This is a genomic window from Verrucomicrobium sp., from assembly GCA_028283855.1.
In the GTDB taxonomy this organism is placed as follows: Bacteria; Verrucomicrobiota; Verrucomicrobiia; order Methylacidiphilales; family GAS474; genus GAS474.
In genome coordinates this window covers 770089-793374 of sequence record JAPWJX010000003.1, presented here as the reverse complement: position 1 = coordinate 793374, position 23286 = coordinate 770089, and the positions used below count along the sequence as shown (strand labels likewise).

Genomic DNA, 23286 nt, shown 5'->3' with positions numbered 1-23286 from the left:
GAAAGGGTTAGGCGTGAGAGTGGGTGAAGAGGCCGATGACGTGAACCAGGAGGAAATCCCAGCTGGTCACGAAGGCGGCCAGGAAAAGGGCGGAAATGGCGACGATCATGGTGGCGTCGATCAGTTCCTTGTATTTCCGCGGGCCCTGCTCCTGGGGGTTCCAGGGCCAGCTGCACTTTTGCAGCTCGGCCTTCGTCTCCCCGGCGAAGCGGACGATGCCCGCGCCGTGGCGCACCAAAATCCAGAGAGCGAGCCCCAGGCCGATGGCCAGGAGCCCCCACTGGAAGAACGTGAGCCCGGAGAGGGGGGAAAGCAGGTCGCGGAACATGTTAAGTCAGAGAAGAAAAGCCTTCAGAAAGCCAACCAAAGCCGGAAACGCGCTCCCCAGGGCAGGAGGGACTCGAACCCCCAACCGACGGTTTTGGAGACCGCTACTCTACCAATTGAGCTACTGCCCTAAAGGGGCGCGCGCTCCGGCTTCGGATGATTTGGACCGATCTAAAGGCTTAGTGAGTTCTCCGGTTTAGGCGATGATCTCGGAGACGCGGCCCGCACCGACGGTGCGGCCACCCTCGCGGATCGCGAAGCGGACGGTCTTCTCGAGCGCGATGGGGGAGATCAGCTCCACCTCGATCTCGATGTTGTCGCCGGGCATGACCATCTCCACGCCTTCCTTCAGCTTCACGCTGCCGGTCACGTCCGTGGTGCGGAAGTAGAACTGCGGGCGGTAGTTGGCGAAGAACGGAGTGTGGCGGCCGCCTTCTTCCTTGGTCAGGATGTAGACGTTGGCCTTGAACTTCGTGTGCGGGGTGATGGAGCCGACCTTGGCGATGACCTGGCCGCGCTCGATGTCTTCCTTCTTGACGCCGCGGAGGAGCAGGCCGACGTTGTCGCCCGCTTCGGCGGTGTCGAGGAGCTTGCGGAACATTTCAATGTCGGTGACGGTGGTCTTGGCCGTCGGCTTCAGGCCGACGATCTCGACTTCCTCCATCTTCTTGAGGATGCCGCGCTCGACACGGCCGGTGGCGACGGTGCCGCGGCCTTCGATGTTGAACACGTCTTCCACGGACATCAGGAAGGGCTGATCTTTCGGACGCTCGGGGATGGGGATGTAGCTGTCGACGGCTTCCATGAGGGCCATGATCTGGGCTTCGCCTTCGGCGTCGCCTTCCAGGGCCTTGAGGGCGGAACCGCGGACGATGGGGATCTTGTCGCCGGGGAACTCGTACTGGGTGAGCAGCTCGCGGACTTCGAGCTCGACGAGGTCGAGGAGCTCCTTGTCGTCGACCATGTCACACTTGTTCAGGAAGACGACCAGGGAGGGAACGCCGACCTGGCGGGCCAGGAGGATGTGCTCACGGGTCTGGGGCATCGGGCCGTCCGCGGCGGAGACGACGAGGATCGCGCCGTCCATCTGCGCGGCGCCGGTGATCATGTTCTTGACGTAGTCGGCGTGGCCGGGGCAGTCGACGTGCGCGTAGTGGCGCTTCTCGGTCTGGTACTCCTGGTGGGAGGTGTTGATGGTGATGCCGCGCTCCTTTTCTTCGGGAGCGTTGTCGATGTCGTCGTATTTGCGCGCTTCGGCCAGGCCCTTCTTGGCCAGGACGGTGGTGATAGCGGCGGTGAGGGTGGTCTTGCCGTGGTCAACGTGGCCGATCGTGCCGATGTTGACGTGCGGTTTCGTGCGAGCGAAGGCTTCTTTAGCCATTTTTGCTTACTCCTGAGTTTTAGGTTATTGGAAGGGCGGTCACCCGCTCTTCCGGTTTCGTTTCTCTTTTTTCTGCTGTTTTCTTTTTTCTCCCGCTCGCGCGGGCCGACACTGACTACTGCAAAATTCTTTTTGCCGGGCCGAGCCCATGACCGGGCTTGAACCGGTGACCTCGTCCTTACCAAGGACGTGCTCTGCCAACTGAGCTACATGGGCGGCGCGGGCACTTCCCCCGAACGGCAAGCGGCGCTTCGTTTTATCTTCCTTCCCGGCCGAGACCGAAAAAGACGACGAAGCCCCGCTCCTTGGTCCATCCATTCTGGACCCTTGAAAAGGGCCCGCACCAGAGTACCAAGAATTCAGGGGAGCCATCGATTTCAGCAAAAACCCCCGTACAGTCAACGGATTTTTGAAAATTTATTAGAAAAATACGTACAAAGTCGAAAAGCCGCCGTCCCGTCACCTCCCGTACACCCCGAAATCACAAGGCCGCCCCGGCAGCGCCACATGTCTCCGATAGGCTCCATTCCGACCCCAAAACCATGAAATCGACCTCCGGACTGAAAAACGTCGCCCTTGGCCGCCTTCCCCTGCTCCTGGAGGCGGACGTCCGCCCCCTCGCCTTCCCCCCGGCTCCTTGCCGGGCGCGGCAGCCCCATCGGGCGCTCACGCGGCCATCGCCCGGCCTGGAGCAGGCCTTAGCAGCTCACTATCAACGGGATATCTAATCCCGCTTCTTTTCCGCCCGCACCTCCACCGTGCCGTCCGCCAGGCGGACGGTGAGCGGCTGCGGGGGCCGGACCTCGGCGGCCTTGCGGACGAGCTTCCCCTTTTCGTCGAACACCAGCGCGTAGCCGCGCGCCAGCGTCGCCTCCGGGCCCAGGGCGCGGAGGCGCGCCTCCCAGAGGGCCAGCTCCCGCCGCTTGCGCGCGACGACAGCCTTGGGCGAGGCGGCCTTTTGCCGCGCGGCCAGGACGGCCAGGCGCTGCCGCCGCTCCGCCGCCGTCCGGCGCAGCACGGCGGCCAGCTCTTCCCGCAGGTCGTCAAGCCGCTGGCTGAGGCGGGCCAGGATCCGGCCCGGCTCGCGGAAGAGCGGGCTTTCCTTCAGCCGCCGCCACCGCTCCCGCTCCCAGGCCAGACGCTGGCGGACGGCCCGCTCCAGGCGGCGCTGGTGGAGTTCCACCTCGTCCCGCCACTCCTTCCACTCGCGGACCAGCAGCTCGGCCGCCGCGCTGGGCGTCGGCGCGCGCAGGTCGGCGACGAAGTCGGCGATGGTGAAGTCCGTCTCGTGGCCCACGGCGGAGATCGTCGGCAGGGCGCAGGCGGCCAGCGCGCGGGCGACCGCCTCCTCGTTGAACGCCCACAGATCTTCCAGGCTCCCGCCGCCGCGCGCGACGACGAGGAGGTCGACCGCGCCCTCCGCCGAGAAGGCGGCGACGGCGGCGGCGATCTCCTCCGCCGCGCCCTCCCCCTGCACGCGGACGCCCCGCACCACGATGCGGACGCCCGGCGCGCGGCGCTTCAAGATGCGGCAAAAATCCTGGATCACCGCGCCCTGGAGGGAGGTGACGAGGCCGACCGACTCCGGAAAAACGGGCAGCGGCTTCTTCCGCTCCGCCTCGAAAAGGCCCTCCGCCAAAAGGCGCGCCTTCAGCGCCTCGAACCGCTCCTGCAGGGTGCCCCGGCCTTCGGGCCGGACCTCGAAGACCTGGATCTGGTATTGGCCGCGCGCCTCGTAAACGGTGATGCGGCCCCGGACGCGGACGGCCTGGCCGTCCCGCAGCGGCGCGGCCAGGCGGAGCGCGTCGGTGCGGAAGAGGACGGCGGCGATCATCCCCTCCTCGTCCTTCAACGTGAAATAGAGGTGGCCGGAGCCGGGATTGCGGAGGTTGGAAATCTCCCCCCGCACCCAGACCTCCCCCAGCTCCGCTTCCAACGCGGCGCGGATGCGGCGGGTGACCTGGCCGACGGTGAGCGCCGCCATCTCCTTCGGCGGGGGCGGCGTGGGGAGCGCGCTGGACCAGAGATCGAGTTCGTCGCTCATGACGCGGCGGCCAATTGCGCCAGCACGGCGGGGTAGAGGCGGTGCTCCGCCTCCTGGATGCGGGCGTGGAGAGTCTCCGCCGTGTCGCCGGGCAGGACGGGAACCCGCTCCTGGCCCAGGATCGCGCCGCCGTCGATCTCCGCGTTCACCTCGTGAACGGTGCAGCCCGCCTCCGGAACGCCGGCGGCCAGGGCCTGCTTCCAGGCTTCCAGCCCCTTGAACGCGGGCAAAAGGGAGGGGTGAATATTGACGATCCGCTTCGGGAAAGCGCGCAAGAGGGGCTCCTTCACCACCCGCATGTAACCGGCCAGGACGACCCACTCCACCTCGTACCGGCGCAGGAGGGCGACGAGGGCCTCTTCCAGCTCCGGCTCCAGCTTCGTCTTGAAGCGGCTGGGAGGCAGCGCCTCCGCGGGGAGGCCGAAGGCGCGGGCGTGGTCGAGGATGCCCGCCTCCGCCCTGTCGGAAACGACGACGGCGACCTCCGCCGGCAGGCGCCCGTCCAGGATCGCCCGCTGGACGGCGACGAAGTTGCTCCCTTTGCCGGAACCGAGGACGCCAAGCCGCATTCCCTTGGAGTTAACGGCCCCGGGGCGATTTGGCAACGCCCCCCGCGTTTTCCCCTCGCCTCGTCTCTTAAACGGATTAAATTGCATTGATGTCCTTTCGCCGTTCCCGCGCCTTCACCCTCATCGAACTCCTCATCGTCATAACGATCATCGCCATCCTGGCGGGCCTCGCCTTCCCGGCGATGGAGACGGCGATGACCGGGGCGAAGAAGACCCAGGCGGGCGCGATGATCGCCAACCTGAAGACCGCCCTGACCGCCTTCTACACGGAATACGGCTACTGGCCGAGCAGCACCCAGAACGCCTCCTCCGACAGCCAGCTCCTCCCCACCGACGCCTACCTCATCCTGGCCGCCAAGGAAGGCAACGCCGACCCGCAAAACACCCGCCAGATCCCCTTCCTGACCTTCAGCGCGCGCGACGTCTACCCCAACCCCCTCCCCGCCGGAGGCCGCGCCAAGGGCCTGGCCGACCCGTGGTCGGCCGCCCTCCACAACTACACGGCGCAGAACTACCAGATCTGGATCGACACCTCCTACGACAACCAAGTCGCCGTGCCCGCCCCGTGGAGCCAGTCCCTGGACACCGGCGTGGCCATCTGGGATCCGGGTCCGCCGCGCAGCGGCCAGGTGAACACGAACACCAACACCATGATCAAGAGCTGGTGAAGACGCTTCCCCTTTCCTCGCGGCGCAGCTTCACCCTGGTGGAGCTGCTGGTGGTCATGGGCCTCATCGGCATCCTCGCCGCCATGACGCTGGGAGCGGCCGACTACCTCGACACGAAGGGCAAGTCGACCCGCGCCCAGGGGGAGATCGCGGCTTTCGAAGCGGCGCTGGAACGCTACAAGAACGACAACGGCACCTACCCCCCGACCGACCCGATCGCCTCGTCCGACAACCACTACGTGACGAACCAGACGTCCTATCTGCCCAACGCGCGGGCGCTCTACCAGAGCCTCTCCGGCGTCACCAACGACGCCACGAACAGCCCGCCCGCCGGCCCCGTCTACTTCGAGTTCAAGGCCAGCCAGATCCGCACCGCGCCGCGCCCCTTCTACGCCGCCGACCCGTGGGGGGAACCCTACGGCTTCGCCACCGCCGCCGCGCCGAACGGGGGGACGAACAACCTCCTCTACAATATCGGCTTCTGCGACATCTGGAGCGCCGCCGGACAGACCCGCAAGGGGGCCAAGCTCGACACGAATTCCTGGATCAACAATTGGTCCCGCCGCTAGCGGACCCGTTCCCGCCCCCTCTCCGGCTCCGCCCCGGCGCGGCGGCCGCGGGAGAGGGAGGCCAGCGCCTCCCGCCCTTCCCTTTGCCGCAGCGCGTGGACCTGCGGCTCCATCGCGTCCCAGACCGGCGGCTGGCCCACGTTGCGGCCCCACATGTTGTCCCCCAGGTCGAAGTGCCACCACTCGTCCTTGTTGTTGGTGAAGCCCGCCTCCCGCATGAGGTGAAAGAGCGCGCGCCGATTCTCCCGCACCCGCTCCCAGCGCTGCGGCGTGAAGCCGGAGGCCGGGTCGTGTGCCGCCTCGAAGTGGCGGGTGACGGAGACGTCATCCGGCTGGTCGAAGCGGGAGCCGAAGTCCCAGAGCTTCCCGTCCGGCCCGGCGATCCCCAGGTCGACCGCGCCGCCGCTGTTGTGCGGCAGGACGCGGGAGTAATCGTAGGGATTGGCGACGAACTGCCGCGTCGCGCGAAAGAGGGCCTCGTCGTCATAGCCGGGATTGGCCTCCGCGATCTCCCCCCAGATGCGGGAGAAGAGCGCGCGCTGCGTCTCCCGGCTGCGGAAGGCGTCGAAGATGACCAAGCGGCACCCTTCCGGCAGCCGTGCGGCGACGCCTTCCAGCCGGATCTTGAGCGCCTCCCGGATGTAGGCGCGGTCCTGATGCCCGGCCAGGTCCTGCTCCCGGTAGGCGTTGACGATTTGAAAGCCCGGTCCCTCCTCCAAGACGGCGACGCCCGCATGGCGCCGGAGGAACTCCGGCGTGGCGGGGTCGAGCGAGTAAACCGTTTCGATCGGCGTTTCGATCGGCGTTTCGATCGGCTTCTGGGGGGCGCTCATCTCTCTTCCTCTCCCAAGCAGGACCCGTGCCTCGAGACCTGGGGCCTGAGGCCTATTGCCTAGGCCCCGGCGAAGCTGGTCAGCTCGAACTCGTTTCCCGCCGGATCGGCCAGGACGCAGCTTTGTCCGTCCGGATGGTCAGGCAGGTCGACGACGAGACGGGCACCCAGCGCCAAGGCCTTCTCCTTCAACCGATCCCGCTCGGCCGCCGCGACCTGGAAGACCGGGACCCCGTTGGCCGCGTCCGGCGCGCAGGCGAAACCCTCCATCCGCAGCAGGCCGAAGTTGAGCCCGCCCACGCGGAATTCGACCCAGGCCGGAGACTCCTTGTGCGGCGCGACGCCAAGCAGCGTGGCCCAAAAAGCGGATGCCCGCTCCAGGTCGGCGATCTTGAAGTAGACGGTGCGGACCTTCACGAAACGAGCCACTCCAGGATCGCCTTCTGGACGTGGAGGCGGTTCTCCGCCTGGTCGAAGATGTCCTGGGCGCGCGCTTCCAGCACCTCCTCCGTGATCTCCTTGCCCCGGTAGGCGGGCAGGCAGTGGAGGACGAGGGCGTCCGGCTTGGCCGCGGCGAGCAGCGCCGCGTTGATCTGGTAGGGGGCGAAGTCGCGCAGCCGCTTTTCCGCCTCCGCCTCCATGCCCATGGAGATCCAGACGTCGGTGTAAAGGAGGTCGGCCCCGGCGGCGGCCTCCTGCGGGGAGGCGGTGGAGAAGACGCGCGGGTTCTGCACCGGGCACTCGTACCCGGCGGGCGCGGCGCAAACCAGGTCGAAGCCGAACAGCTCCGCCGCGTAGGCCCAGGAGCGGCCCATGTTGCACGCGGCGTCGCCGATGAAGGCGACGCGCTTGCCCGCGATGGAACCCCGCTTTTCCTCGAAGGTGAAGATGTCGGTCAAGACCTGGCAGGGATGCTCGTCGTCCGTCAGGGCGTTGACGGTGGGGATCTTTCCGTAGGCGGCAAAGTCCTCCACGTCCGCCTGGGCGAAGGTGCGGATGACCGCGCCGTGGACCATCCGGCCCAGGACGCGCGCGGTGTCGCGGATCGGCTCGCCCCGGCCCAGCTGGATGTCGTTGGCGGAAAGGAAGAGGGAAGTGCCGCCCAGCTCCCGGATGGCCGACCTCGAAGGAGACGCGCGTGCGCGTCGACGACTTGGAGAAGAGGAGCGCCCAGGTCTGGCCCAGGAGCGGCCCGGAGGGGGCGGCCCCGGCGGCGCGGACCGCCTTGTGGTGGGCGGCGCGCTGGACGATGTGGCGCGCGGCCGCGCCGGAGAAACCCTGGAGGCCGAGGAGATGCTTCATAGGTGGAATTCGGTGCCGATGCCGGCGTCGGTGAAGATTTCGAGGAGGAGGGCATGGGGCGTCCCGCCGTTGAGGAAGTGGACCTTGCCGACGCCGCGCTCCAGTGCGCCGACCGCGCCGTCGACCTTGGGGATCATCCCGCCGGCGATGACGCCCTCCGCCTTTAGCCGGGCGACGGCGGCGGGGTCGAGGGCGGGAATCGTGGATGCCGGGTCGGCGGCGTCGCGCAGGACGCCGTTGACGTCGGTCAGGTAGATCAGCTTTTCCGCGCGGAGGGCCACGGCGACCTCGCACGCCGCCGTGTCGGCGTTGATATTGTAGATCCCCCCCTTCCGGCCCACGGCCAGGGGGGAGATGACGGGGACGACCTCCGCCGCCACGCGGCGGCGCAGCGGCGGGGCGACGACGCGCGTCACGTCGCCGACGAAGCCGAGGTCGACCGCCTTGCCGTCCTTCCGGTAGGCGAGCTTCCTGGCGCGGAGCACTTCCTTGCCGGAGAGGGCTTCCGCCTTGCCGCCCAGGGCCTGGATGCGGCGGGCGATGCCCGGGCCGATCTCCCGCGCCAGGGTGCGGTCGATCGCGGCGATGGCGTCCGCGCCGGTGACGCGCAGGCCGTCGATGAAATGGGAGCCGACCCCCTCCTGCTGGAGGGCGCGGGTGATCGCCTTGCCGCCGCCGTGGACCAGGACGGGATTGATGCCGACCGCCTCCAGGAGGACGACGTCCCGCAGGACGGCGTCGACGCGCGCCTCGTCCTCCATGGCGGAGCCGCCGTATTTGATGACGAAGGTGGAGCCGCGGAAACGCTGAAGGTAGGGGAGCGCCTCCTGGAAGGCCGAGACCCGGTCGGCGGGGTTCATCTACTCGCCCTTGTTCAGGGTGACGTATTCCTCGGTCAGGTCGGTGGTGAGGAAGGTGTGCTCCCCGGGACCGAGGTGGAGATGGATGGTGATGGCGAAGCGGGGCCGGGAGACGACCTTCTTGAGCCGCGCCGGGGAGACGCGGCTGCGCTGGCCGTTCACGGCGGCCTGGACGCCGTCGTAGAAGATCTCGACCATTTCCTCCCGCACCTTGGCGCCGGAGTAGCCCAGGGCGTCCATGATGCGGCCCCAGTTGGGGTCCTCGCCGCACCAGGAGCACTTCACCAGGGTGGAGGTGCCCACGGCGACGGCGGCGCGCTGCGCGTCGTGCGCGCTGGCCGCCCCCTTGACGATGATCTCGACGACCTTGCTGGTCCCCTCCCCGTCCTCGACGATGAGGCGGGCGAGTTCCCGCATGACGTGGCGCAGGGCCTGGCGAAAGAGGGAATACTGCGGGTGGTGGCGCGTCAGCTTGGCGTTGCGGGCCCGGCCGTTGGCCAGGAGGATGACGGTGTCGTTGGTGGAGGTGTCGCCGTCGACGGAGATGCGGTTGAACGACTGCCCGGCGCAGTCCTCCAGGCAGCGGCGGAGGGCCTGCCGCTCGATCCGCGCGTCGGTGGTGAGGAAGCAGAGCATCGTCGCCATGTCGGGATGGATCATCCCGGCGCCCTTGGCCATGCCGCCGATGGTGACGGGGTGGCCGTCGATCTCGACGCGGACGGCGCAGTGCTTGGCAAAGGTGTCGGTGGTCATGATCGCCTCCGCCGCCTTCAGCGCGGTGCGGGGGGAGGCGTCCAGCTTGGCGGCGGCGGCCTTCACGCCGCGCCGCAGGGCGGGCATGGGCAGCGGCACGCCGATGCGGCCGGTGGAGCAGACCAGGATTTCCCGCGCCTTGCAGCCCAGGGCGGCGGCCACGGCTTCCGTGGTCTCCTTGGCGTCCCGCAGGCCGGCGATGCCGGTGCAGGCGTTGGCGCAGCCCGCGTTGGCGACGATGGCGCGGATCTTCCCGGAGCGGGCGTGGGCCATGGAGACTTTCACCGGCGCGGCTTTCACCTGGTTGGTGGTGAAGAGGGCGGCGGCCTCCGCCGGCTCGTCGGAGACGACGAGGGCGACGTCCCGGTTGCGGCCCTTCTTGATGCCTGCGGCGACGCCCGCCGCGCGGAATCCGGCGGCCGAGGTGACGCCGCCGCCGGGGATGGAAACGATCGGAGAAACCATGGGAAGCTTTCCGTACTAACTGCGCCGCCCGCTAAAGCAATCCCTCTTCCTCCGGGAAGCCGAGCCGCAGGTTGAGGGCCTGGATGCCCTGGCCCGCGGTTCCCTTCACCAGGTTGTCGATGGCGGAGAAGAGGAGGAGGCGGCCGGTCCGCGCGTCAACGCGCACGGCGACCTCGGCGAAGTTGGTCCCCGCCACGCGGCGCACTTCCGGCAGCGCGCCGCCCGGCAACACGCGGACGAAGGGCTTGCCCGCGTAGAAGGCCTCGTAGAGGGACTGGGCGCCGGCCTGGGAAAGCGGCTTGGCCAGCCGCGCGGAGACGGTCGCCGCGATGCCGCGCCGCAGCGGGGCCAGGTGGGGGGTGAAGGTGAGCGCGACGGAGCGGCCCGCCAGGAGGCCGAGTTCCTGCTCGATCTCGCTCAGGTGCCGGTGGCCGGTGACGCCGTAGGGGCGGAGGTTCTCGTCGATCTCCCCGAAGAGGTAGGGCAGCTCGACTTTCTTTCCCGCCCCGGTGACGCCGCTGATCGCGCTGGCGGCCAGGGTGTCGAGGTCGAGGAGCCCGGCCTGCACCGCCGGGGCCAGGGCCAGGAGGAGCGCGGTGGGGTAGCAGCCGGGCGCGGCGAAGAAATCGGCCTTGGCGCACGCCTCCGCGTGCAGCTCCGGCAGGGCGTAGACGGCCTGGCCGAGCAGCTCCGGCGCGGGATGGTCCTGGCCGTAGAACTCCTTGTAAACGGCGGCGTCCCGCAGGCGGAAGTCGGCGGAAAGGTCGACGACCGTCTTCCCCGCGCGGCGCAGGGGCACGGCGTAGGAGGCGGAGACGCCGTGAGGCAGGGCCAGGAAGAAAATCTCGGCGCGCCCGGCGACCGCCTCGGGGGAAAGGTCCTCGAAGAGGAGGTCGCGGGAGCGGGTGAGGCCGCCGACCACGTCCCCCGCCCGTTGCCCGGCGAATTGCCGGGACGTGAGGGCGGCGAGACGGAGCCGCGGATGGCGGGCCAGGAGACGGACGGCCTCTTCCCCGGCGTAACCGGAGGCGCCGATGATGGCTGTGTCCATGGCCCTTCGAATAACCCTAAGGGACGCCCCCGAAATGGGCGCGCCCCAAATTGGCAAAGCGCGGGATTAGCGCTTGGAGAACTGGAACCGCTTGCGCGCGCCGGGCTGGCCGGACTTCTTGCGCTCCTTCATGCGGGAGTCGCGGCTGAGGGCGCCGGCCTTCTTCAGGACGGGGCGGTACTCGGCGTTGAACTCGACGAGGGCGCGGGCGATCGCCAGGGCGAGGGCTCCGGCCTGGCCGTTGATGCCGCCGCCGGCAGCCTTGACCACGATGTCGAACTTCTTGGCGACGCCTTCAACCAGATTGAGGGGCTTCACCGCCTCGATGCGGGAGGTGGTGGTGGTAAAGTAGTCGTTCAGCTCGCGGCCGTTGATCTGGATGAGGCCCGTGCCGGGGGTGAGCTTGATGGTGGCCATGGCGGTCTTGCGACGGCCCGTGGTCTGGATAGGGGAGGCGGAGGCCATAAATTTCTTTGTATTAAGGCTTTATTAAGGCTTTGGTAGATTAGCTGACGGAGGTCGAAACGGGCTGCTGCGCGGCGTGCGGGTGCTCCGCGCCGGCGTAGACCTTCAACTTCTTGATGACGGCGCGGCCCAGGCGGTTGTGCGGGATCATGCCGCGGACGGCGGTCTCGATCAGCAGCTCGGGGCGGCGCTCGCGGCGGCGCTGGGGCGTCTCGGACTTGTGGCCGCCCATGTAGCCGGAGAAGCTGGTGTACTGCTTCTGGGTTTCCTTGTTGCCGGTGAAGCGGGCCTGCTTGGCGTTGATGACGACGACGAAGTCGCCGGTGTCGACGTGGGGCGTGAAGGCAGCCTTGTGCTTGCCGCGGAGGAGAACGGCGGCTTTCTCGGCGACGCGGCCGACGACCTGATTGGAGGCGTCGATGACATACCACTTGCGCTGGATTTCGGACGCCTTAGCACTGAACGTTTTCATAAATGGGAAGGGCGAAACTATGGAGATGACCCCCTCCTGTCAACGAATTTGTACGTATCCCGATGGAAAAAGGCTTGGGGCAGGCTCTTAGGACTCGCCCCGGCGCCTTCCCCCTGCTTAACTGACCCTCCTTTATGAGCACCCGGACCAAGCCCCGCGCGGCCGCCGCCGCCCCCAAGCGCCTTTCCCCCCGCATGAGCGGGGCCGACGTCCTGGTCGCCGCGCTGGAACGGGAAGGGGTCGACACCCTCTTCGCCTACCCCGGCGGGGCCAGCATGCTCCTCCACCAGTCCCTGACGCGCTCCAAGAAGATCCGCACCATCCTGCCCCGGCACGAGCAGGGCGGCGTCTTCATGGCGGGCGGCTACGCCCGCGCCACGGGCAAGGTCGGCGTCTGCATGGCCACCTCCGGCCCCGGCGCCACGAACCTGCTCACCGGCATCGCCGACGCCTACATGGATTCCGTCCCCCTCGTCGCCATCACCGGGCAGGTGAAGCGGGACATGATCGGCAAGGGCGCCTTCCAGGAAACCGACGTCTTCGGCATGACGCTGCCGATCGTGAAGCACAACTACCTGGTGATGGACGTGCACGACATCCCCCGCGTGGTGAAGGAGGCCTTCCACATCGCCTCCACCGGGCGGCCCGGCCCCGTCCTCATCGACATGCCGAAGGACGTCCAGCAGGCCCTCTGCCAGCCCGTCTTCCCGGACACCCTGACCCTGCGCGGCTTCCCGAAGCCGCCCCAGGCGGACAAGCTGGCCCTGCAGGAGATCCTGGGCCTGATCGAGCAGGCGGAGCGCCCCGTCCTCTACGTCGGCGGCGGCATCATCACCTCCAACGCGGCGGCCGATCTCAAGAAATTCGCCGAGGCGACGCACATCCCCGTCACCACCACGCTGATGGGCATCGGCGCCTTCCCGGAGACCCATCCCCTTTCCCTCAAATGGCTGGGCATGCACGGCACCGTCTACGCCAACTACGCCGTGGACGAGTGCGACCTGCTCCTCTCCCTGGGCGTCCGCTTTGACGACCGCGTCACCGGCAACGTGGAGGCCTTCGCCAAGCGCGCCACCATCGTCCACCTGGACGTGGACAATTCCGAGATCAACAAGAACAAGCACGTCCAGCTCCCCATCCTCAGCGACGTCCGCTACGCCCTGCGCACGCTCAACCAGATGATCGCCCGCGAGGGCCGCAAGCGGAAGACCTTCCCCGCCTGGCAGAAGAAGATCGACGGCTGGAAGAAGAAATATCCCCTCCGCTACCGCCGCCCGGAGACGAAGACCATCATGCCCCAGCAAGTGCTGCAGGAGCTTTACATCCTCACCAAGGGGGAGGCCATCGTCACCACCGGCGTCGGCCAGCACCAGATGTGGGCCGGGCAGTTCTACGACTTCGCCCACCCGCGCAGCTTCCTCACCTCGGCGGGCCTCGGCTCCATGGGCTTCGGCTACCCGGCGGCCCTGGGCGCCAAGGTCGCCTTCCCGAAGCGGGAAGTCATCGACGTCGACGGCGACGGCAGCTTCCTCATGAACGTGCAGGAGCTGGCCACCGCCGTGGCGGAGAACATCCCGGCCAAGGCCATCATCCTCAACAACCAGCACCTGGGCATGGTCGTGCAGTGGGAGGACCGCTTTTTCTCCAGCAACCGCGGCCACACCTTCCTGGGCGACCCGGCCGACCCGCAAAAAATCTACCCCGACTATCTCCCCATCTGCGCGGGCTTCGGCGTCCCCGCCGAGCGCGTCAGCAAGCCGGAAGAGCTGCGCCCCGCCCTCAAGCGGATGCTGGCGGCAAAGGGCCCCTACCTCCTGGACGTCATGGTCCCCTACACGGAGCACGTCCTGCCCATGATTCCGGCCGGCGGCACCGCGCGGGACATCATCATCGAGCCGATGGTCGACGGGAAGGGCGCGCTGGAAGGCGACATCCCGGGCTAGGGCGCCCGGTTTGGAATTTTACTTCGTCCGGTCGGGAGAGCGGTCGGCGTCTTTCCCGCCGTCCAAAGAAAGGCGCTGCACGCCACCCTCGGCAAAAATGCTGAGGGTCTGCGCCTTCTCGGCCGAGCGCGCGGGCGCCTCGATCGCGGCGATGGCCTGGTGGACGATGGCGTCAAAGGCCTGGTCCAGCTCGCTCCCCTGGCGGTAATCGGCGGGGACGACGGTTTCCGTAAGCCCGGCGGCGCGGAGCGTTTCCGCCTTCTTCTTGGCCGGCTCGCTGCCCGGCTCGTGGACGGCGATGAACTTGCCCCCCTTCAAAAGCGTCTCCTGCGCGGCCCAGTCGTCCGTGTTCCCGTCGCCAAAGGTGATGAGGAGGACCTTCCGCTTCGCGTGCTGCCCCTCGGCGCGGGCGGCGACGAAGTCGTTCGCCCCCGTCGGCGAGGCGGCAAAGGGATTCTGCGCCAGGGCGTGGGGCATCACGCCCCGCTCGATGGCGGCCAGCACCTCCACCTTCTGCAGCGGCTCCAGCGGCTTGCGGAAGCCGACCAGGGCGTCCTGCGGCTTGGAAGGATCGGGCGGGACCACCCCCTCGTCGTTAAAATTGAACTGGGAAGCGTAGATCGCGTCGGCCACGCGGCCGGAAGGCGTCTGGGCCAAAAGCTCCCGGATGCCGGTGGAGGCGATGGCGTTGCGGACGTGGACAGTGCCGGGATAGGCCGCCTCCAGCTCCGCCTTCTTGCGGAGGACAAACTCCGCCGCGCCAGGGTATTCCGGGTGCTGGGGCCCGTAAGCCTCCAGGAGCGTGCGGGTAATCGGCGCTTCCAGCCGGTTGGAGAAATCGGTGACCGTCTTGCAGAAGGAGACGCCGACGCCGTAACCCTTCTTCCCGTTCTCGACGTAGGAGGGGTAGAGCTCCTTGGCGGGCTCCCGCCCCAAAAACTTGGTGAAACTGTCCGTCGTATCGGGACCGATCGTCTTGTCGTAATCCCGGACGATCCAGACTTCCAAGGGAATGGGGGCGCTGCTCATTCCCAAATAATTCGGCTATTGCCCAGGCCCCAGGCCCAAAAAAGGCGGCCTAAACGGCCTTTTCGCCCTGCTCTTCCGTGCGGATGCGGATGGCCTGCTCCACGGGGAAGACGAAGATCTTGCCGTCGCCGATCTTGCCGGTCTTGGCCGTGGTCAGGATGGCGCGGACGATGGCCTCGGCCTTGTCGTCGGCGGCCACCACCTCGATCTTCACCTTCGGGAGGAAGTCGACGGTGTATTCGCTGCCGCGGTAAATTTCGGTATGGCCCTTCTGGCGGCCGAAACCTTTCACTTCGGTGACCGTCATCCCTTCGATGCCGATTTCGCCGAGGGCCGATTTGACCTCCTCAAGCTTGAAGGGTTTGATGATCGCTTCGATTTTTTTCACTAAAAGTCTCCTGGGTGGTTGAGAGCCAAACACGCTGGCGGAGGGGGCGTCGTTTGTCAATATAGGTGCGTAAGAACGAAAAACCGGCCCGTTTTCCAGCGCCACCAGTGCCGCAGCGCCGGCGGGGGTCTTCGTTCGGGAGCGCGCCTCGACGGCGGCGGCCGCCTTTTTCGAGGCAGAGGCCGGTTTTCTTCCTGAAACCGGCGCTTTGGTCGTTTTAAAAATCTTCACGTATGTTGACCGCCAATTAAGCAGAACTCATGCCGCCGCACAAATCGGAAGACAAATATAATCCATTCCTCGCCGTTTTTTTGGAGGAAACGATGGACAAAACGGGGGGAGGCCGTTTTAATCCTCGGCTCTGCACTCGTGGCGAAATTGGTAGACGCGCACGCTTGAGGTGCGTGTGGGGTAACCCATGGGAGTTCGAGTCTCCCCGAGTGCACATCCTCTTTTTCCGGAGCTCCCACGGCTCCGCCCCTTGGTCCAAAGCCCCGCCGCTTTTCCGCGCCCCTTTCCACAGGCCAGCGGTTTTCAATTGGAAAACCACCTCTTCTTGACAACCATCCAACTAGTAGGTAGACATTTCTTTCATGAAAACGCTGCTGGCCCCGCAAGCTAACCGGATCACCGACTGCACCCAGGCGCTGATCGCCGCCGGCGGCTACAACGGCTTTAGCTATGCCGACATCTCCGCCCACGTCGGCATCACCAAAGCCAGCATCCACCACCACTTTCCCAAAAAGGCCGATCTGGTGCTGACGCTGGTGCGGCGCTACCGCACGGCGGCGACGGAGGGCATGGCCGCGCTGGCGGCCAAGGACACCGGACCGCTGGGCTGCCTGGAAGCCTACCTCGGGTGGTGGGCCGCCTGCATCGGCGACGGATCAATGCCCCTGTGCATCTGCGCGATGCTCGCCGCTGAGGCGCCCACCCTGCCCGCGGAAGTGGCGGAGGAAGTGCGCCTGCACTTCGCCGGCCTGGCTGGCTGGCTGGAAAGCGTGCTGGCCTCCGGCGCGGCCTGCGGCGCGCTCCATCTACAGACCTCCCCGGCGGCGGAAGCCCAGCTCCTCATGGCCACCGTCCACGGCGCGATGATTTCGGCCCGCGCCTACGGCGACCCGAAGATTTTCCGCACCGCGACGAACGCGCTTCTCGAGCGGCTGGTCTTGCCTTCCTCCCCCAAAAACAACCGCCCCGCCGCCGCGGGAAAACCCGTCCGCCCTTAACCCACCCCCCCAACAAAAGGAGCTCTCCATGTTTGGAATCACACCGCCCGGCTGGGTCCATACCGTCGGCAGCCTGCCCGCCATCCCCGCCGCCCTCTACATGTTCGCCCGCCACGGCCGCATCGTGCCCCGCTCGCCGGCGGGCGCCGTCTACTTCGCCTCGATGCTCCTCGGCTCCGTCACCGTCCTCCCCATCGCGCACCAGCCGGCCAGCTACGCCATCGCCGGAGCCACGCTCCTGCTGCTGCTCCTCGGCTACGGCGCCGCCGGGCTTCCCATGCCGGAGCGCGTGAAGACGTATGTCGAGACGATCGCCCTGTCCATCACCGCGTTTCTATTGATGGTGCCCAGCGTCAGCGAGACATTGCGCCGCGTGCCCGATGGCCACCCGCTGGTGACCGACTTAAAGTCGCCCCTTTTCCTTGGAGCCCAGGGCGCCCTCTTTGTCCTCCTCCTCATCGGCCTGGCGGCACAGGTCATCGCGCTGCGCAGGCAGCGGCCCTGAAAAGCCCGGCGATTTCCCAAAAATAACTTGTGGCTTAAAACACCCGGGGCTTTTTAATCCCCCCCATGCTGAAGGCTTACGTTTACTCCGGGTGCGACACCTGCCGCAAGGCGCTCAAGTTCCTCGACGCCAAAAAGACGGCCTACACCGCCGTTCCGATCCGGGAAACGCCCCCGTCCCTGCCGGAGCTCAAAGCGATGCTGGAAGCCTACGGCGGCGACCTGCGGAAACTCTTCAACACCTCCGGCCGCGACTACAAGGAACTGGGCCTGTCCGCCAAGCTTCCCGCCATGACGGAGGCCCAAGCCCTGGCCCTGCTGGCCAAGAACGGCAACCTGGTGAAGCGCCCCTTCCTCATCGGCAAGACCGCCCGCCGGGTCGGCTTCCGGGAAGAGGAGTGGGCCGGGCCGCTGGCTTAACGCCGCCGGGCGGGCTATCTTCCCGCATGCACGCCGCCCTGCGCACCGTCCTCTTTCTTTCCGTTTCCAACCTCTTCATGACCTTTGCCTGGTACGGGCACCTGAAGTTTTTGGACAAGAGGCCCCTGTGGGCCGTCATCCTCCTGAGCTGGGGCGTCGCCTTCTTCGAATACTGCTTCCAGGTGCCCGGAAACCGCGCGGGCGCGCAGGTCTTCTCAGGCTACCAATTGAAAATTCTGCAGGAAATCATCACCCTGGTCGTTTTCGTCGGCTTCGCCAGGGCCGTCTTCGGCGAAGGAATGCGGTGGAACTACGCCGTCAGCTTCCTCTTCCTGGCGGGGGCGGCCTACTTCGCCTTCGGCTTCTCCGGGGACGGGCCGCTCAAGCACTAGGGCCAGGCCAGCATGGCCTGCTGCACCGCGCGGCGCAGCGCCGCACGAGAGGCTCCCTGCGCGCCCTCCACCGCCAGCCCCGTCAGGAACGTGTTGAAGTATCCGGCCAGCGCGGCCGGATCGGCCGCGGCGGGCAGCTCCCCCTCCCGGCGCGCCCGCTCAAATCGCTGGCGCAGCAGCGCTTCCCGACCCGCGCAGGCCCCGGCCAGCTTGCGGCGGATCGCCTCATCCCCTTTCCCGCAGGAAAGCGCGCCGTGAACGGCCAGGCAGCCCGGCGGGGTGCGCGGATCGCCCAGCCGCTCCGCCGTTTTTTGCAACAGGAAAGCCATGCCCTCCCGGGCCGACGGCATGGCCAGCGCGCCCGCGATCAGCTCACCGGCCTCCCCCAGATAACGATCCAGCACCTTGACGAAAAGCTCCTCCTTGTTTCCAAAGGCGGCGTAGAGGCTGGGCCGGTTGATCTCCATCGCCTCGGTCAGGTCGGTCAGGGAGGTCGCCTCATACCCTTGCCGCCAGAAAACCTCCATCGCCCGGCCCAGCGCCTTGTCCACATCGAAGGCGCGCGGCCGGCCCATGGGGGCGGAGGTTTTCCCTACTTTCATACCTTTCGATACAATATTCCTTTGACAGCCGGAAGGCAATGGGATACTTATTTACCAATCGATACAAAAGTATCCGCGAAAAACCAAAGGAAGGACAAGAAAATGAGCAAGAATTTGAGCGGTAAAGTGGCGTTGGTGACGGGCGGCTCGCGCGGCATCGGCGCGGCGACGGCCCGCAAGCTGGCCTCCCAGGGGGCCGACGTGGCGATCAGCTACAGCGCCTCCCCGGACAAGGCCAAGGCCGTGGTGGCCGACCTGGAAAAGCACGGCGTCCGCGCCGCCGCCTTCCAGGCCGACCAGGCCGACGCGACCCAGGTGGCCAAGCTGGTCGACGACGTCGTGGCCCGCTTCGGCAAGCTCGACATCCTGGTGAACAACGCCGGCGTCTTCGTCACCGCCGGAGCGGAACCCGCCGCCTACGAGCGCCAATACGCCATCAATGTGAGGGGTGTGACCGCCGCGGTGGAAGCGGCCATCCCGCACCTGAAGGAAGGCGCCCGCATCATCAACCTGGGCTCGGTCCTCGGGGAGCGCTCCCTGATTCCCGGCGTCACCCACTACGCGGCGACCAAGGGGGCCGTGGCCCTCTACTCCCGCGGCTTGGCGCGCGACCTGGGCTCCAAGAACATCACCGTGAACACCGTCCAGCCCGGCCCGATCGACACGGACATGAATCCCGACGGGACCGAAATGGCCGAGGCGACCAAGCCGACGTTGGCGCTGGGCCGCTACGGGAAGCCGGAGGAGGTCGCCGCGGCGATCGCCTTCCTGGCCAGCCCGGAAGCCAGCTTCATCACCGGCACGGAGCTGACCGTCGACGGCGGCGCGATCGCCTAAGCCCTCGGCGGTTCTAGGGCGCCGGAGGAGGATTCGGCGCCCCGGAATCTCCCCGGCCGGCCTGGGCGGCGGGGGGAGGCGACGTCCCCTCCCCCGGCAGGGGAGCGGACGCCGGCTTTGCCGGGGAAGCGGGCGGGATGGTCAGGGAAAATCCCGGGCGGGCGAACGGGGCCAGGCGAATCGGCCGCTCCGCGGGACCCAGGGAAAACGGCTGCGCCGCCGCGTCGCGGCGGCGGGCTTCCATCATTGCCGCCGCCTGCCTGCCCCGATTCAATCCGTGGTGCCAGGCAGGCATGAGGACTCCCGCCGCAACCAGGCCGATATAGAGGATCAGCACCGTTTGGAAATTGAAGAGCAGGGCGAAGAGATAGGCGGCGGGATTCCGCGGCGCGGCGCTCAGGTGGGTGGGGCTCTCCGTCCCAAAAAGAAGGCTGACCCGGCGCGAAAGCGTGGGATAACCGAGGGCAAGCTCATGCCAGGAAACGAAAAATCCCCGCCGGGCGCGGTATTGCTCCGCAAAGACAACGGAGTCGATCCGGGGAGCCGTCTCCCGCCCCGCCGCCATCACCAACATGGCGCGGACAGAACCCGCCGTTTCACCCGCAGCAAGGGCGCCAAAGCGATCGCAAGTCGCCTCGCAGGCGCGATGATAGGCGCGGTAAAGAAGAGCCACCAGCTGGCCGGGCAGGAGCAGGATCCGCTTCGACAGGTGGCTGCGGCGGATGTGGCCGATCTCATGCCCGATTAGGAAACGGATTTCCGGCGTGTCGTGGCCGAGGGCTTCCAGGAGGCCGGAATAGACCACGACAAAATCTCGGCCCGCATGGCGGGTGGCGAAGGCGTTGAGAATCCCGTTGCCCTGCAGAACGTAAAACTCAGGCTCCTCCCTCTGCCCCAGCGCCGCGCAGGCGGCGCGGAACGAGGCGTAAAGCTCGGGAAGCTGCCGCTCCGTCACCCGGACCGCGCCCGACTTGAGATGGGAGACGAGCAGCCCGTTCACGAACCAGAGGAAGACCCCGAGCAGCAGCGCCACCACGGCGCCGGCAAGGCTGGCCGCCAGCGCCCCCCAAAGGATCACCGAGAGCGCCAGGAGAATGCCGAAATAGGTTTTTTCCTTGGGAAGGACCACCGTCTGAAGGGAAAGCGACGAAGCCATGCCCCTCCGGATAGCGTGGCCCGCCGGGGGCGTCAAGGCCCCCCCCTACGCCGCCAGCAACTGCCCGTGGGCGCGCAGGTCTTCCAGGATGAAGGCCGCGCGCTCCGCGGGCGGCAAAAGCGGCACCCGCACCACGCGGGCTCCCTGGAGCCGGTAGACCTTCTCCAGCTCCCGGTCCAAAAACTCCGCCACCACGTCGTTCTCCGTCCGCAGGCCGTCCAGCTCAAAGGGCAGGCGGTCCATGATGTAGACGGCGCCGAACCAGACGGCCCGCGCGTCGTCGATCCAGGACGCGGAGGGCTCGATGCCGAACCAGCGCATGTAGGCCAGCGCGTCGACGTCGGTCGCCGAGTCGACGAAGACCAGGGCGTCCTTCGGCAGGGAGGCGCGGTCGGCGCGCTCCCACTCCTTTACCCGGCGCTCCAGGACCTCCTGGTCGGCGCGGATCACCTCCATGGGGACGCCTTTCTTCAGCTCCTGCTCCATGTAGGCGCGGGCGGGCTCCGTGGCGCAGGGGAAACCCTGCCGCCGCAGCTCTTCCAGGAGCGTCGTCTTGCCGCTGGAGGGCGCCCCGGCCAGGACGATCCAGTTCGGATGCATTACTGCTTTTCGTCCGCGGCGACCGTCACCTTCACGATCTTGTCCGGGGAGGCGGGCGGCTCGCCCCGGGTGATGTGGTCGACGTACTGCATGCCCTTCACCACCTGGCCCCAGACGGTGTATTGGCCGTTGAGGAAGGGGGCGGGGGCGAAGCAGATGAAGAACTGGCTGTCGGCGCTGTTCGGGTCGGCGGCGCGGGCCATGCCGCAGGTGCCGCGGACGAAGGGGGTGTTGGTGAATTCCGCCGGCAGGCTCTGGCCGCTGCCGCCCGTGCCGTTGCCCAGCGGGTCGCCCGTCTGGGCCATGAAGCCCTCGATCACCCGGTGCCACTTCAGGCCGTTGTAGAAGCCGCGGCGGACCAGCTCCTTGATCCGCTCCACATGCTTCGGCGCCAGGTCAGGGCGCAGCTGGATGACGACGCGGCCGTCCTTCAGGTCGAGGTAGAGGGTGTTTTCCGGGTCGATCGCCGGAGCGGAATCGGTCTGGGCCGGAGCCGAAGCCGCGCCGAAAAAGAGAATGCCGAGGGAGAGCGCCAGAAGGGGAAGGTGCCGCAGGGAAATCATCCTGTTTTGATAGGAACCCCCGGGCCGCTGTACAAGCCAAAAGGGGGCCTCCCCGCGGCCGGAGCTCAGGGCGCGGCGGAAAAGCCGGAGCGGTGGAGCGCGTATTCGACGATGGGGACCGCCTCCGGGTCCCGGCAGACGGCCAGGCGCGCGCCGGTCCGGCGCATCCCCAGCTTTTCCATGACGCGGCCGGAGGCGGGATTGGCCTCCATGTGGACGGCCTCCACCTTTTCCAGACCCCAGGCGGGAAAGGCGTAGCCCAGCAGCGCGCGGGCCGCCTCCGTGGCGTAGCCCCGGCCCCAGAACTCCCGGCCGATCCAGTAGCCCAGCACGCCGCGCCGCGCCTCCAGGTGGAGCTTCACCGCGATCGCGCCGACCAGCGCCCCGTCCGGCAGGCGGACGGCGAAGGCCGCGTTGGTCCCGTTTTGGAACTCCGGGCCGTGGGTGGCGATCCACCGCTCCGCCTCCCCGTCCGGATAGGGATGGGGGATGAACTGGGTGTATTGGGCCACCTCCCGGTCCCCCGCCAGCCGCTGGACGGCGGGCGCGTCGGCCGCCCGGAAGGCGTCCAGGAAAAGCCGCTCCGCGCGCAGGACCGGATGGGTCATGCGGCGGCGGCCAGTTTGGCCAGGGCCGCGTCGGTCCGCGCCAGCGCGTCGGCCACCTCGGCGGCGGTCACGTTGTAGGGCGGCAGGTAGCGGACGGTCTTGTTCCCCGCCGGGACGACGAGGAGGCCCGCCTCCAGGAAGTGGGGCATGGCCTGCGCGGGCTCGGCCGCCAGCTGGAGGCCGACGAGCGCGCCGAAGCCCCGCACCCCGGCGACGAGGCCGCCGTGCTTCCCCTGCAGGGCGCGGAGGCCGGAGAGCAGCTCTTCCCCCCGCGCGCGCACGTTGGCCGCCAGGCCCTCCCGCTCGATGACGTCGAGAACCGCGCCCGCCACCGCCGTGCCCAAGGGGGAGCCGCCGTAAGTGGTGTTATGGGAGCCGACGGTGAAGAGCGGCGCCAGCCGCTCGTCGAGCCAGAACGCGCCGATGGGGAAGCCGCCGCCGAGCGACTTGGCCATGGAGAGGCCGTCGGGCCGGAACTCGGCCGCCCGCTCCCCCAGGATGCGCTGGAAGCTCTGGTAGGCCCCGGTGCGGAAATGGCCGCACTGGATCGCGTCGATGAAGAGGAGGACGTTCTTCTCCCGCGTCAGCGCGCGGAGGCCCAGGAGGTATTCCGGATCGGCGGGCAGGATGCCGCTCTCCCCCTGGATGCCCTCGATCAGGACCGCCGCCGTGCGCGGCGTGATGGCGGCGCGGACCGCCTCCAAATCGTTATAAGGAACGTGGACGAAGCCCGGCACCAAGGGGGCGAAGCCCGCCTGCACCTTCTCCTGCCCGGTGGCGGAGAGGGTCGCCATCGTCCGGCCGTGGAAGGAGTCCTTCGTGCAAACGATCTCAAACGCGCCCCGGTCCTTGCCAAAGAGCCGCGCCGCCTTGATGAGGCCCTCGTTGGCCTCCGCGCCGCTGTTGGAATAGAAGATCTTTCCCGGCCCCAGGAGGCCGACGAGACGCTCCGCCAAGGCACCGGCGTGCTCGTTCCGATAGAGGTTGGAGCAATGGATCAGGCGGCGGGACTGGCGGGCGTAGACCTCCGCCAGGGCGGGGTGGTCGTGCCCCAGGCAGCTGACGGCGATGCCGGTGCCGAAGTCGAGGTAGGGGCGGTTCTTGTCGTCGAAGACCGTCGCGCCCTGCCCGTGCAGGAGGGTGAGCGAGCGGTTTGCGGTGTGGAGGACGTATTCGTCGTAGGCGATCGTGGGGTTCATCGGAGTCAAAAAAAATGCCGCGGCGGAAGGTTCCGTCGCGGCTAGGGTCCGCTCTTCC

The 23286-nt window shown here is 67.7% G+C and carries 27 protein-coding genes, 3 tRNA genes and 1 pseudogene; 9 read left to right on the top strand and 22 right to left on the bottom strand.

Going from position 1 to position 23286, the window contains the following annotated elements; genetic code table 11:
• Positions 1 to 7 precede the first annotated feature (7 nt).
• The 6 genes from PW734_05170 to purN form a co-directional block, all read right to left on the bottom strand.
• A complete protein-coding gene (locus tag PW734_05170) occupies positions 8 to 328 on the bottom strand; it encodes a preprotein translocase subunit SecE (GenBank protein MDE1170591.1) in 321 nt (106 codons plus the stop codon).
• A 57-nt stretch (positions 329 to 385) separates the two neighbouring features.
• A tRNA-Trp gene (locus tag PW734_05165) sits at positions 386 to 458 on the bottom strand.
• Between the two features lie 65 nt (positions 459 to 523).
• On the bottom strand, positions 524 to 1708 hold the full coding sequence (tuf, locus tag PW734_05160) for an elongation factor Tu (GenBank protein ID MDE1170590.1): 1185 nt from the start codon (positions 1706 to 1708) through the stop codon (positions 524 to 526).
• A 143-nt stretch (positions 1709 to 1851) separates the two neighbouring features.
• Positions 1852 to 1924 (bottom strand) — tRNA-Thr (locus PW734_05155).
• Positions 1925 to 2432: 508 nt separating this feature from the next.
• Positions 2433 to 3752, bottom strand: coding sequence for an exodeoxyribonuclease VII large subunit (gene xseA / locus PW734_05150; protein MDE1170589.1), 1320 nt, complete (start codon positions 3750 to 3752; stop codon positions 2433 to 2435).
• A complete protein-coding gene (purN, locus tag PW734_05145) occupies positions 3749 to 4321 on the bottom strand; it encodes a phosphoribosylglycinamide formyltransferase (GenBank protein MDE1170588.1) in 573 nt (190 codons plus the stop codon). The genes xseA and purN overlap by 4 nt, the downstream gene beginning before the upstream one ends.
• 89 nt (positions 4322 to 4410) lie before the next feature.
• On the opposite strand from purN, the gene PW734_05140 reads away from it, so the two are divergent.
• Together PW734_05140 and PW734_05135 are read left to right on the top strand one after the other, a co-directional pair.
• Positions 4411 to 4989 carry a type II secretion system protein gene (locus PW734_05140; GenBank protein MDE1170587.1) on the top strand — a complete coding sequence of 193 codons (579 nt, stop codon included), beginning with the start codon at positions 4411 to 4413 and terminating at the stop codon, positions 4987 to 4989.
• Entirely contained in the window at positions 4986 to 5558 is a 573-nt protein-coding gene (locus PW734_05135; GenBank protein ID MDE1170586.1) for a prepilin-type N-terminal cleavage/methylation domain-containing protein, read from the top strand. The genes PW734_05140 and PW734_05135 overlap by 4 nt, the downstream gene beginning before the upstream one ends.
• Here PW734_05135 and PW734_05130 read toward each other — a convergent pair.
• The 8 genes and pseudogenes from PW734_05130 to rplM all read right to left on the bottom strand — a co-directional run bounded on the left by PW734_05130 (position 5555) and on the right by rplM (position 11758).
• Positions 5555 to 6391 (bottom strand): M15 family metallopeptidase, encoded by an 837-nt coding sequence (locus PW734_05130; GenBank protein ID MDE1170585.1) that lies wholly within the window; start codon positions 6389 to 6391, stop codon positions 5555 to 5557. The genes PW734_05135 and PW734_05130 overlap by 4 nt on opposite strands.
• A 59-nt stretch (positions 6392 to 6450) precedes the next feature.
• Positions 6451 to 6807, bottom strand: a complete 357-nt coding sequence (locus PW734_05125) for a VOC family protein (GenBank protein ID MDE1170584.1) — start codon at positions 6805 to 6807, stop codon at positions 6451 to 6453.
• A pseudogene (gene argF, locus PW734_05120) lies at positions 6804 to 7692 on the bottom strand (ornithine carbamoyltransferase). The gene PW734_05125 and the pseudogene argF overlap by 4 nt, the downstream one beginning before the upstream one ends.
• Positions 7689 to 8552 (bottom strand): acetylglutamate kinase, encoded by an 864-nt coding sequence (gene argB, locus PW734_05115; GenBank protein MDE1170583.1) that lies wholly within the window; start codon positions 8550 to 8552, stop codon positions 7689 to 7691. Before argB ends, argF begins: the two are co-directional and overlap by 4 nt.
• Positions 8553 to 9770, bottom strand: a complete 1218-nt coding sequence (gene argJ, locus PW734_05110; protein ID MDE1170582.1) for a bifunctional glutamate N-acetyltransferase/amino-acid acetyltransferase ArgJ — start codon at positions 9768 to 9770, stop codon at positions 8553 to 8555.
• A 31-nt stretch (positions 9771 to 9801) separates the two neighbouring features.
• Positions 9802 to 10821 (bottom strand): N-acetyl-gamma-glutamyl-phosphate reductase, encoded by a 1020-nt coding sequence (gene argC, locus PW734_05105; protein MDE1170581.1) that lies wholly within the window; start codon positions 10819 to 10821, stop codon positions 9802 to 9804.
• A 66-nt stretch (positions 10822 to 10887) separates the two neighbouring features.
• Positions 10888 to 11286 (bottom strand): 30S ribosomal protein S9, encoded by a 399-nt coding sequence (gene rpsI, locus PW734_05100; protein ID MDE1170580.1) that lies wholly within the window; start codon positions 11284 to 11286, stop codon positions 10888 to 10890.
• A 40-nt stretch (positions 11287 to 11326) separates the two neighbouring features.
• A complete protein-coding gene (gene rplM, locus PW734_05095; protein MDE1170579.1) occupies positions 11327 to 11758 on the bottom strand; it encodes a 50S ribosomal protein L13 in 432 nt (143 codons plus the stop codon).
• Between the two features lie 134 nt (positions 11759 to 11892).
• Here rplM and ilvB point away from each other — a divergent pair, with 134 nt between their 5' ends.
• Complete coding sequence (gene ilvB / locus PW734_05090) at positions 11893 to 13701, top strand: biosynthetic-type acetolactate synthase large subunit (GenBank protein MDE1170578.1); 1809 nt, start codon at positions 11893 to 11895, stop codon at positions 13699 to 13701.
• An 18-nt stretch (positions 13702 to 13719) separates the two neighbouring features.
• Here ilvB and PW734_05085 read toward each other — a convergent pair whose 3' ends face one another.
• Together PW734_05085 and PW734_05080 are read right to left on the bottom strand one after the other, a co-directional pair.
• Positions 13720 to 14730, bottom strand: a complete 1011-nt coding sequence (locus PW734_05085) for a hypothetical protein (protein ID MDE1170577.1) — start codon at positions 14728 to 14730, stop codon at positions 13720 to 13722.
• Between the two features lie 49 nt (positions 14731 to 14779).
• Complete coding sequence (locus PW734_05080; protein ID MDE1170576.1) at positions 14780 to 15118, bottom strand: P-II family nitrogen regulator; 339 nt, start codon at positions 15116 to 15118, stop codon at positions 14780 to 14782.
• Positions 15119 to 15481: 363 nt separating this feature from the next.
• Between PW734_05080 and PW734_05075 the strand changes: the two genes are divergently transcribed.
• The 5 genes from PW734_05075 to PW734_05055 all read left to right on the top strand — a co-directional run bounded on the left by PW734_05075 (position 15482) and on the right by PW734_05055 (position 17663).
• Positions 15482 to 15563, top strand: a tRNA-Leu gene (locus PW734_05075).
• A gap of 148 nt (positions 15564 to 15711) precedes the next feature.
• Positions 15712 to 16347 (top strand): TetR/AcrR family transcriptional regulator, encoded by a 636-nt coding sequence (locus PW734_05070; protein ID MDE1170575.1) that lies wholly within the window; start codon positions 15712 to 15714, stop codon positions 16345 to 16347.
• A gap of 28 nt (positions 16348 to 16375) precedes the next feature.
• Positions 16376 to 16852 (top strand): hypothetical protein, encoded by a 477-nt coding sequence (locus tag PW734_05065; GenBank protein ID MDE1170574.1) that lies wholly within the window; start codon positions 16376 to 16378, stop codon positions 16850 to 16852.
• Between the two features lie 65 nt (positions 16853 to 16917).
• On the top strand, positions 16918 to 17271 hold the full coding sequence (locus PW734_05060) for an arsenate reductase family protein (protein MDE1170573.1): 354 nt from the start codon (positions 16918 to 16920) through the stop codon (positions 17269 to 17271).
• Between the two features lie 26 nt (positions 17272 to 17297).
• The gene (locus PW734_05055; GenBank protein MDE1170572.1) at positions 17298 to 17663 is read left to right on the top strand and encodes a DMT family protein; all 366 of its coding nucleotides are present in this window, start codon (positions 17298 to 17300) and stop codon (positions 17661 to 17663) included.
• Here PW734_05055 and PW734_05050 read toward each other — a convergent pair.
• Positions 17660 to 18238 (bottom strand): TetR/AcrR family transcriptional regulator, encoded by a 579-nt coding sequence (locus PW734_05050; protein ID MDE1170571.1) that lies wholly within the window; start codon positions 18236 to 18238, stop codon positions 17660 to 17662. The genes PW734_05055 and PW734_05050 overlap by 4 nt on opposite strands.
• Positions 18239 to 18367: 129 nt before the next feature.
• Here PW734_05050 and PW734_05045 point away from each other — a divergent pair, with 129 nt between their 5' ends.
• Positions 18368 to 19102 carry an SDR family oxidoreductase gene (locus PW734_05045; protein MDE1170570.1) on the top strand — a complete coding sequence of 245 codons (735 nt, stop codon included), beginning with the start codon at positions 18368 to 18370 and terminating at the stop codon, positions 19100 to 19102.
• 13 nt (positions 19103 to 19115) lie between these two features.
• Here the strand turns inward: PW734_05045 and PW734_05040 are convergent, their stop codons facing one another.
• The 5 genes from PW734_05040 to PW734_05020 form a co-directional block, all read right to left on the bottom strand.
• A complete protein-coding gene (locus tag PW734_05040; protein MDE1170569.1) occupies positions 19116 to 20258 on the bottom strand; it encodes a M48 family metalloprotease in 1143 nt (380 codons plus the stop codon).
• A 45-nt stretch (positions 20259 to 20303) separates the two neighbouring features.
• Positions 20304 to 20858, bottom strand: coding sequence for an ATP-binding protein (locus PW734_05035; protein ID MDE1170568.1), 555 nt, complete (start codon positions 20856 to 20858; stop codon positions 20304 to 20306).
• A complete protein-coding gene (locus tag PW734_05030) occupies positions 20858 to 21421 on the bottom strand; it encodes a peptidylprolyl isomerase (protein MDE1170567.1) in 564 nt (187 codons plus the stop codon). Before PW734_05030 ends, PW734_05035 begins: the two co-directional genes overlap by 1 nt.
• 65 nt (positions 21422 to 21486) lie before the next feature.
• Positions 21487 to 22029 carry a GNAT family N-acetyltransferase gene (locus tag PW734_05025; GenBank protein MDE1170566.1) on the bottom strand — a complete coding sequence of 181 codons (543 nt, stop codon included), beginning with the start codon at positions 22027 to 22029 and terminating at the stop codon, positions 21487 to 21489.
• Positions 22026 to 23228, bottom strand: a complete 1203-nt coding sequence (locus PW734_05020; protein ID MDE1170565.1) for an acetylornithine transaminase — start codon at positions 23226 to 23228, stop codon at positions 22026 to 22028. Before PW734_05020 ends, PW734_05025 begins: the two co-directional genes overlap by 4 nt.
• Positions 23229 to 23286: the final 58 nt, after the last annotated feature.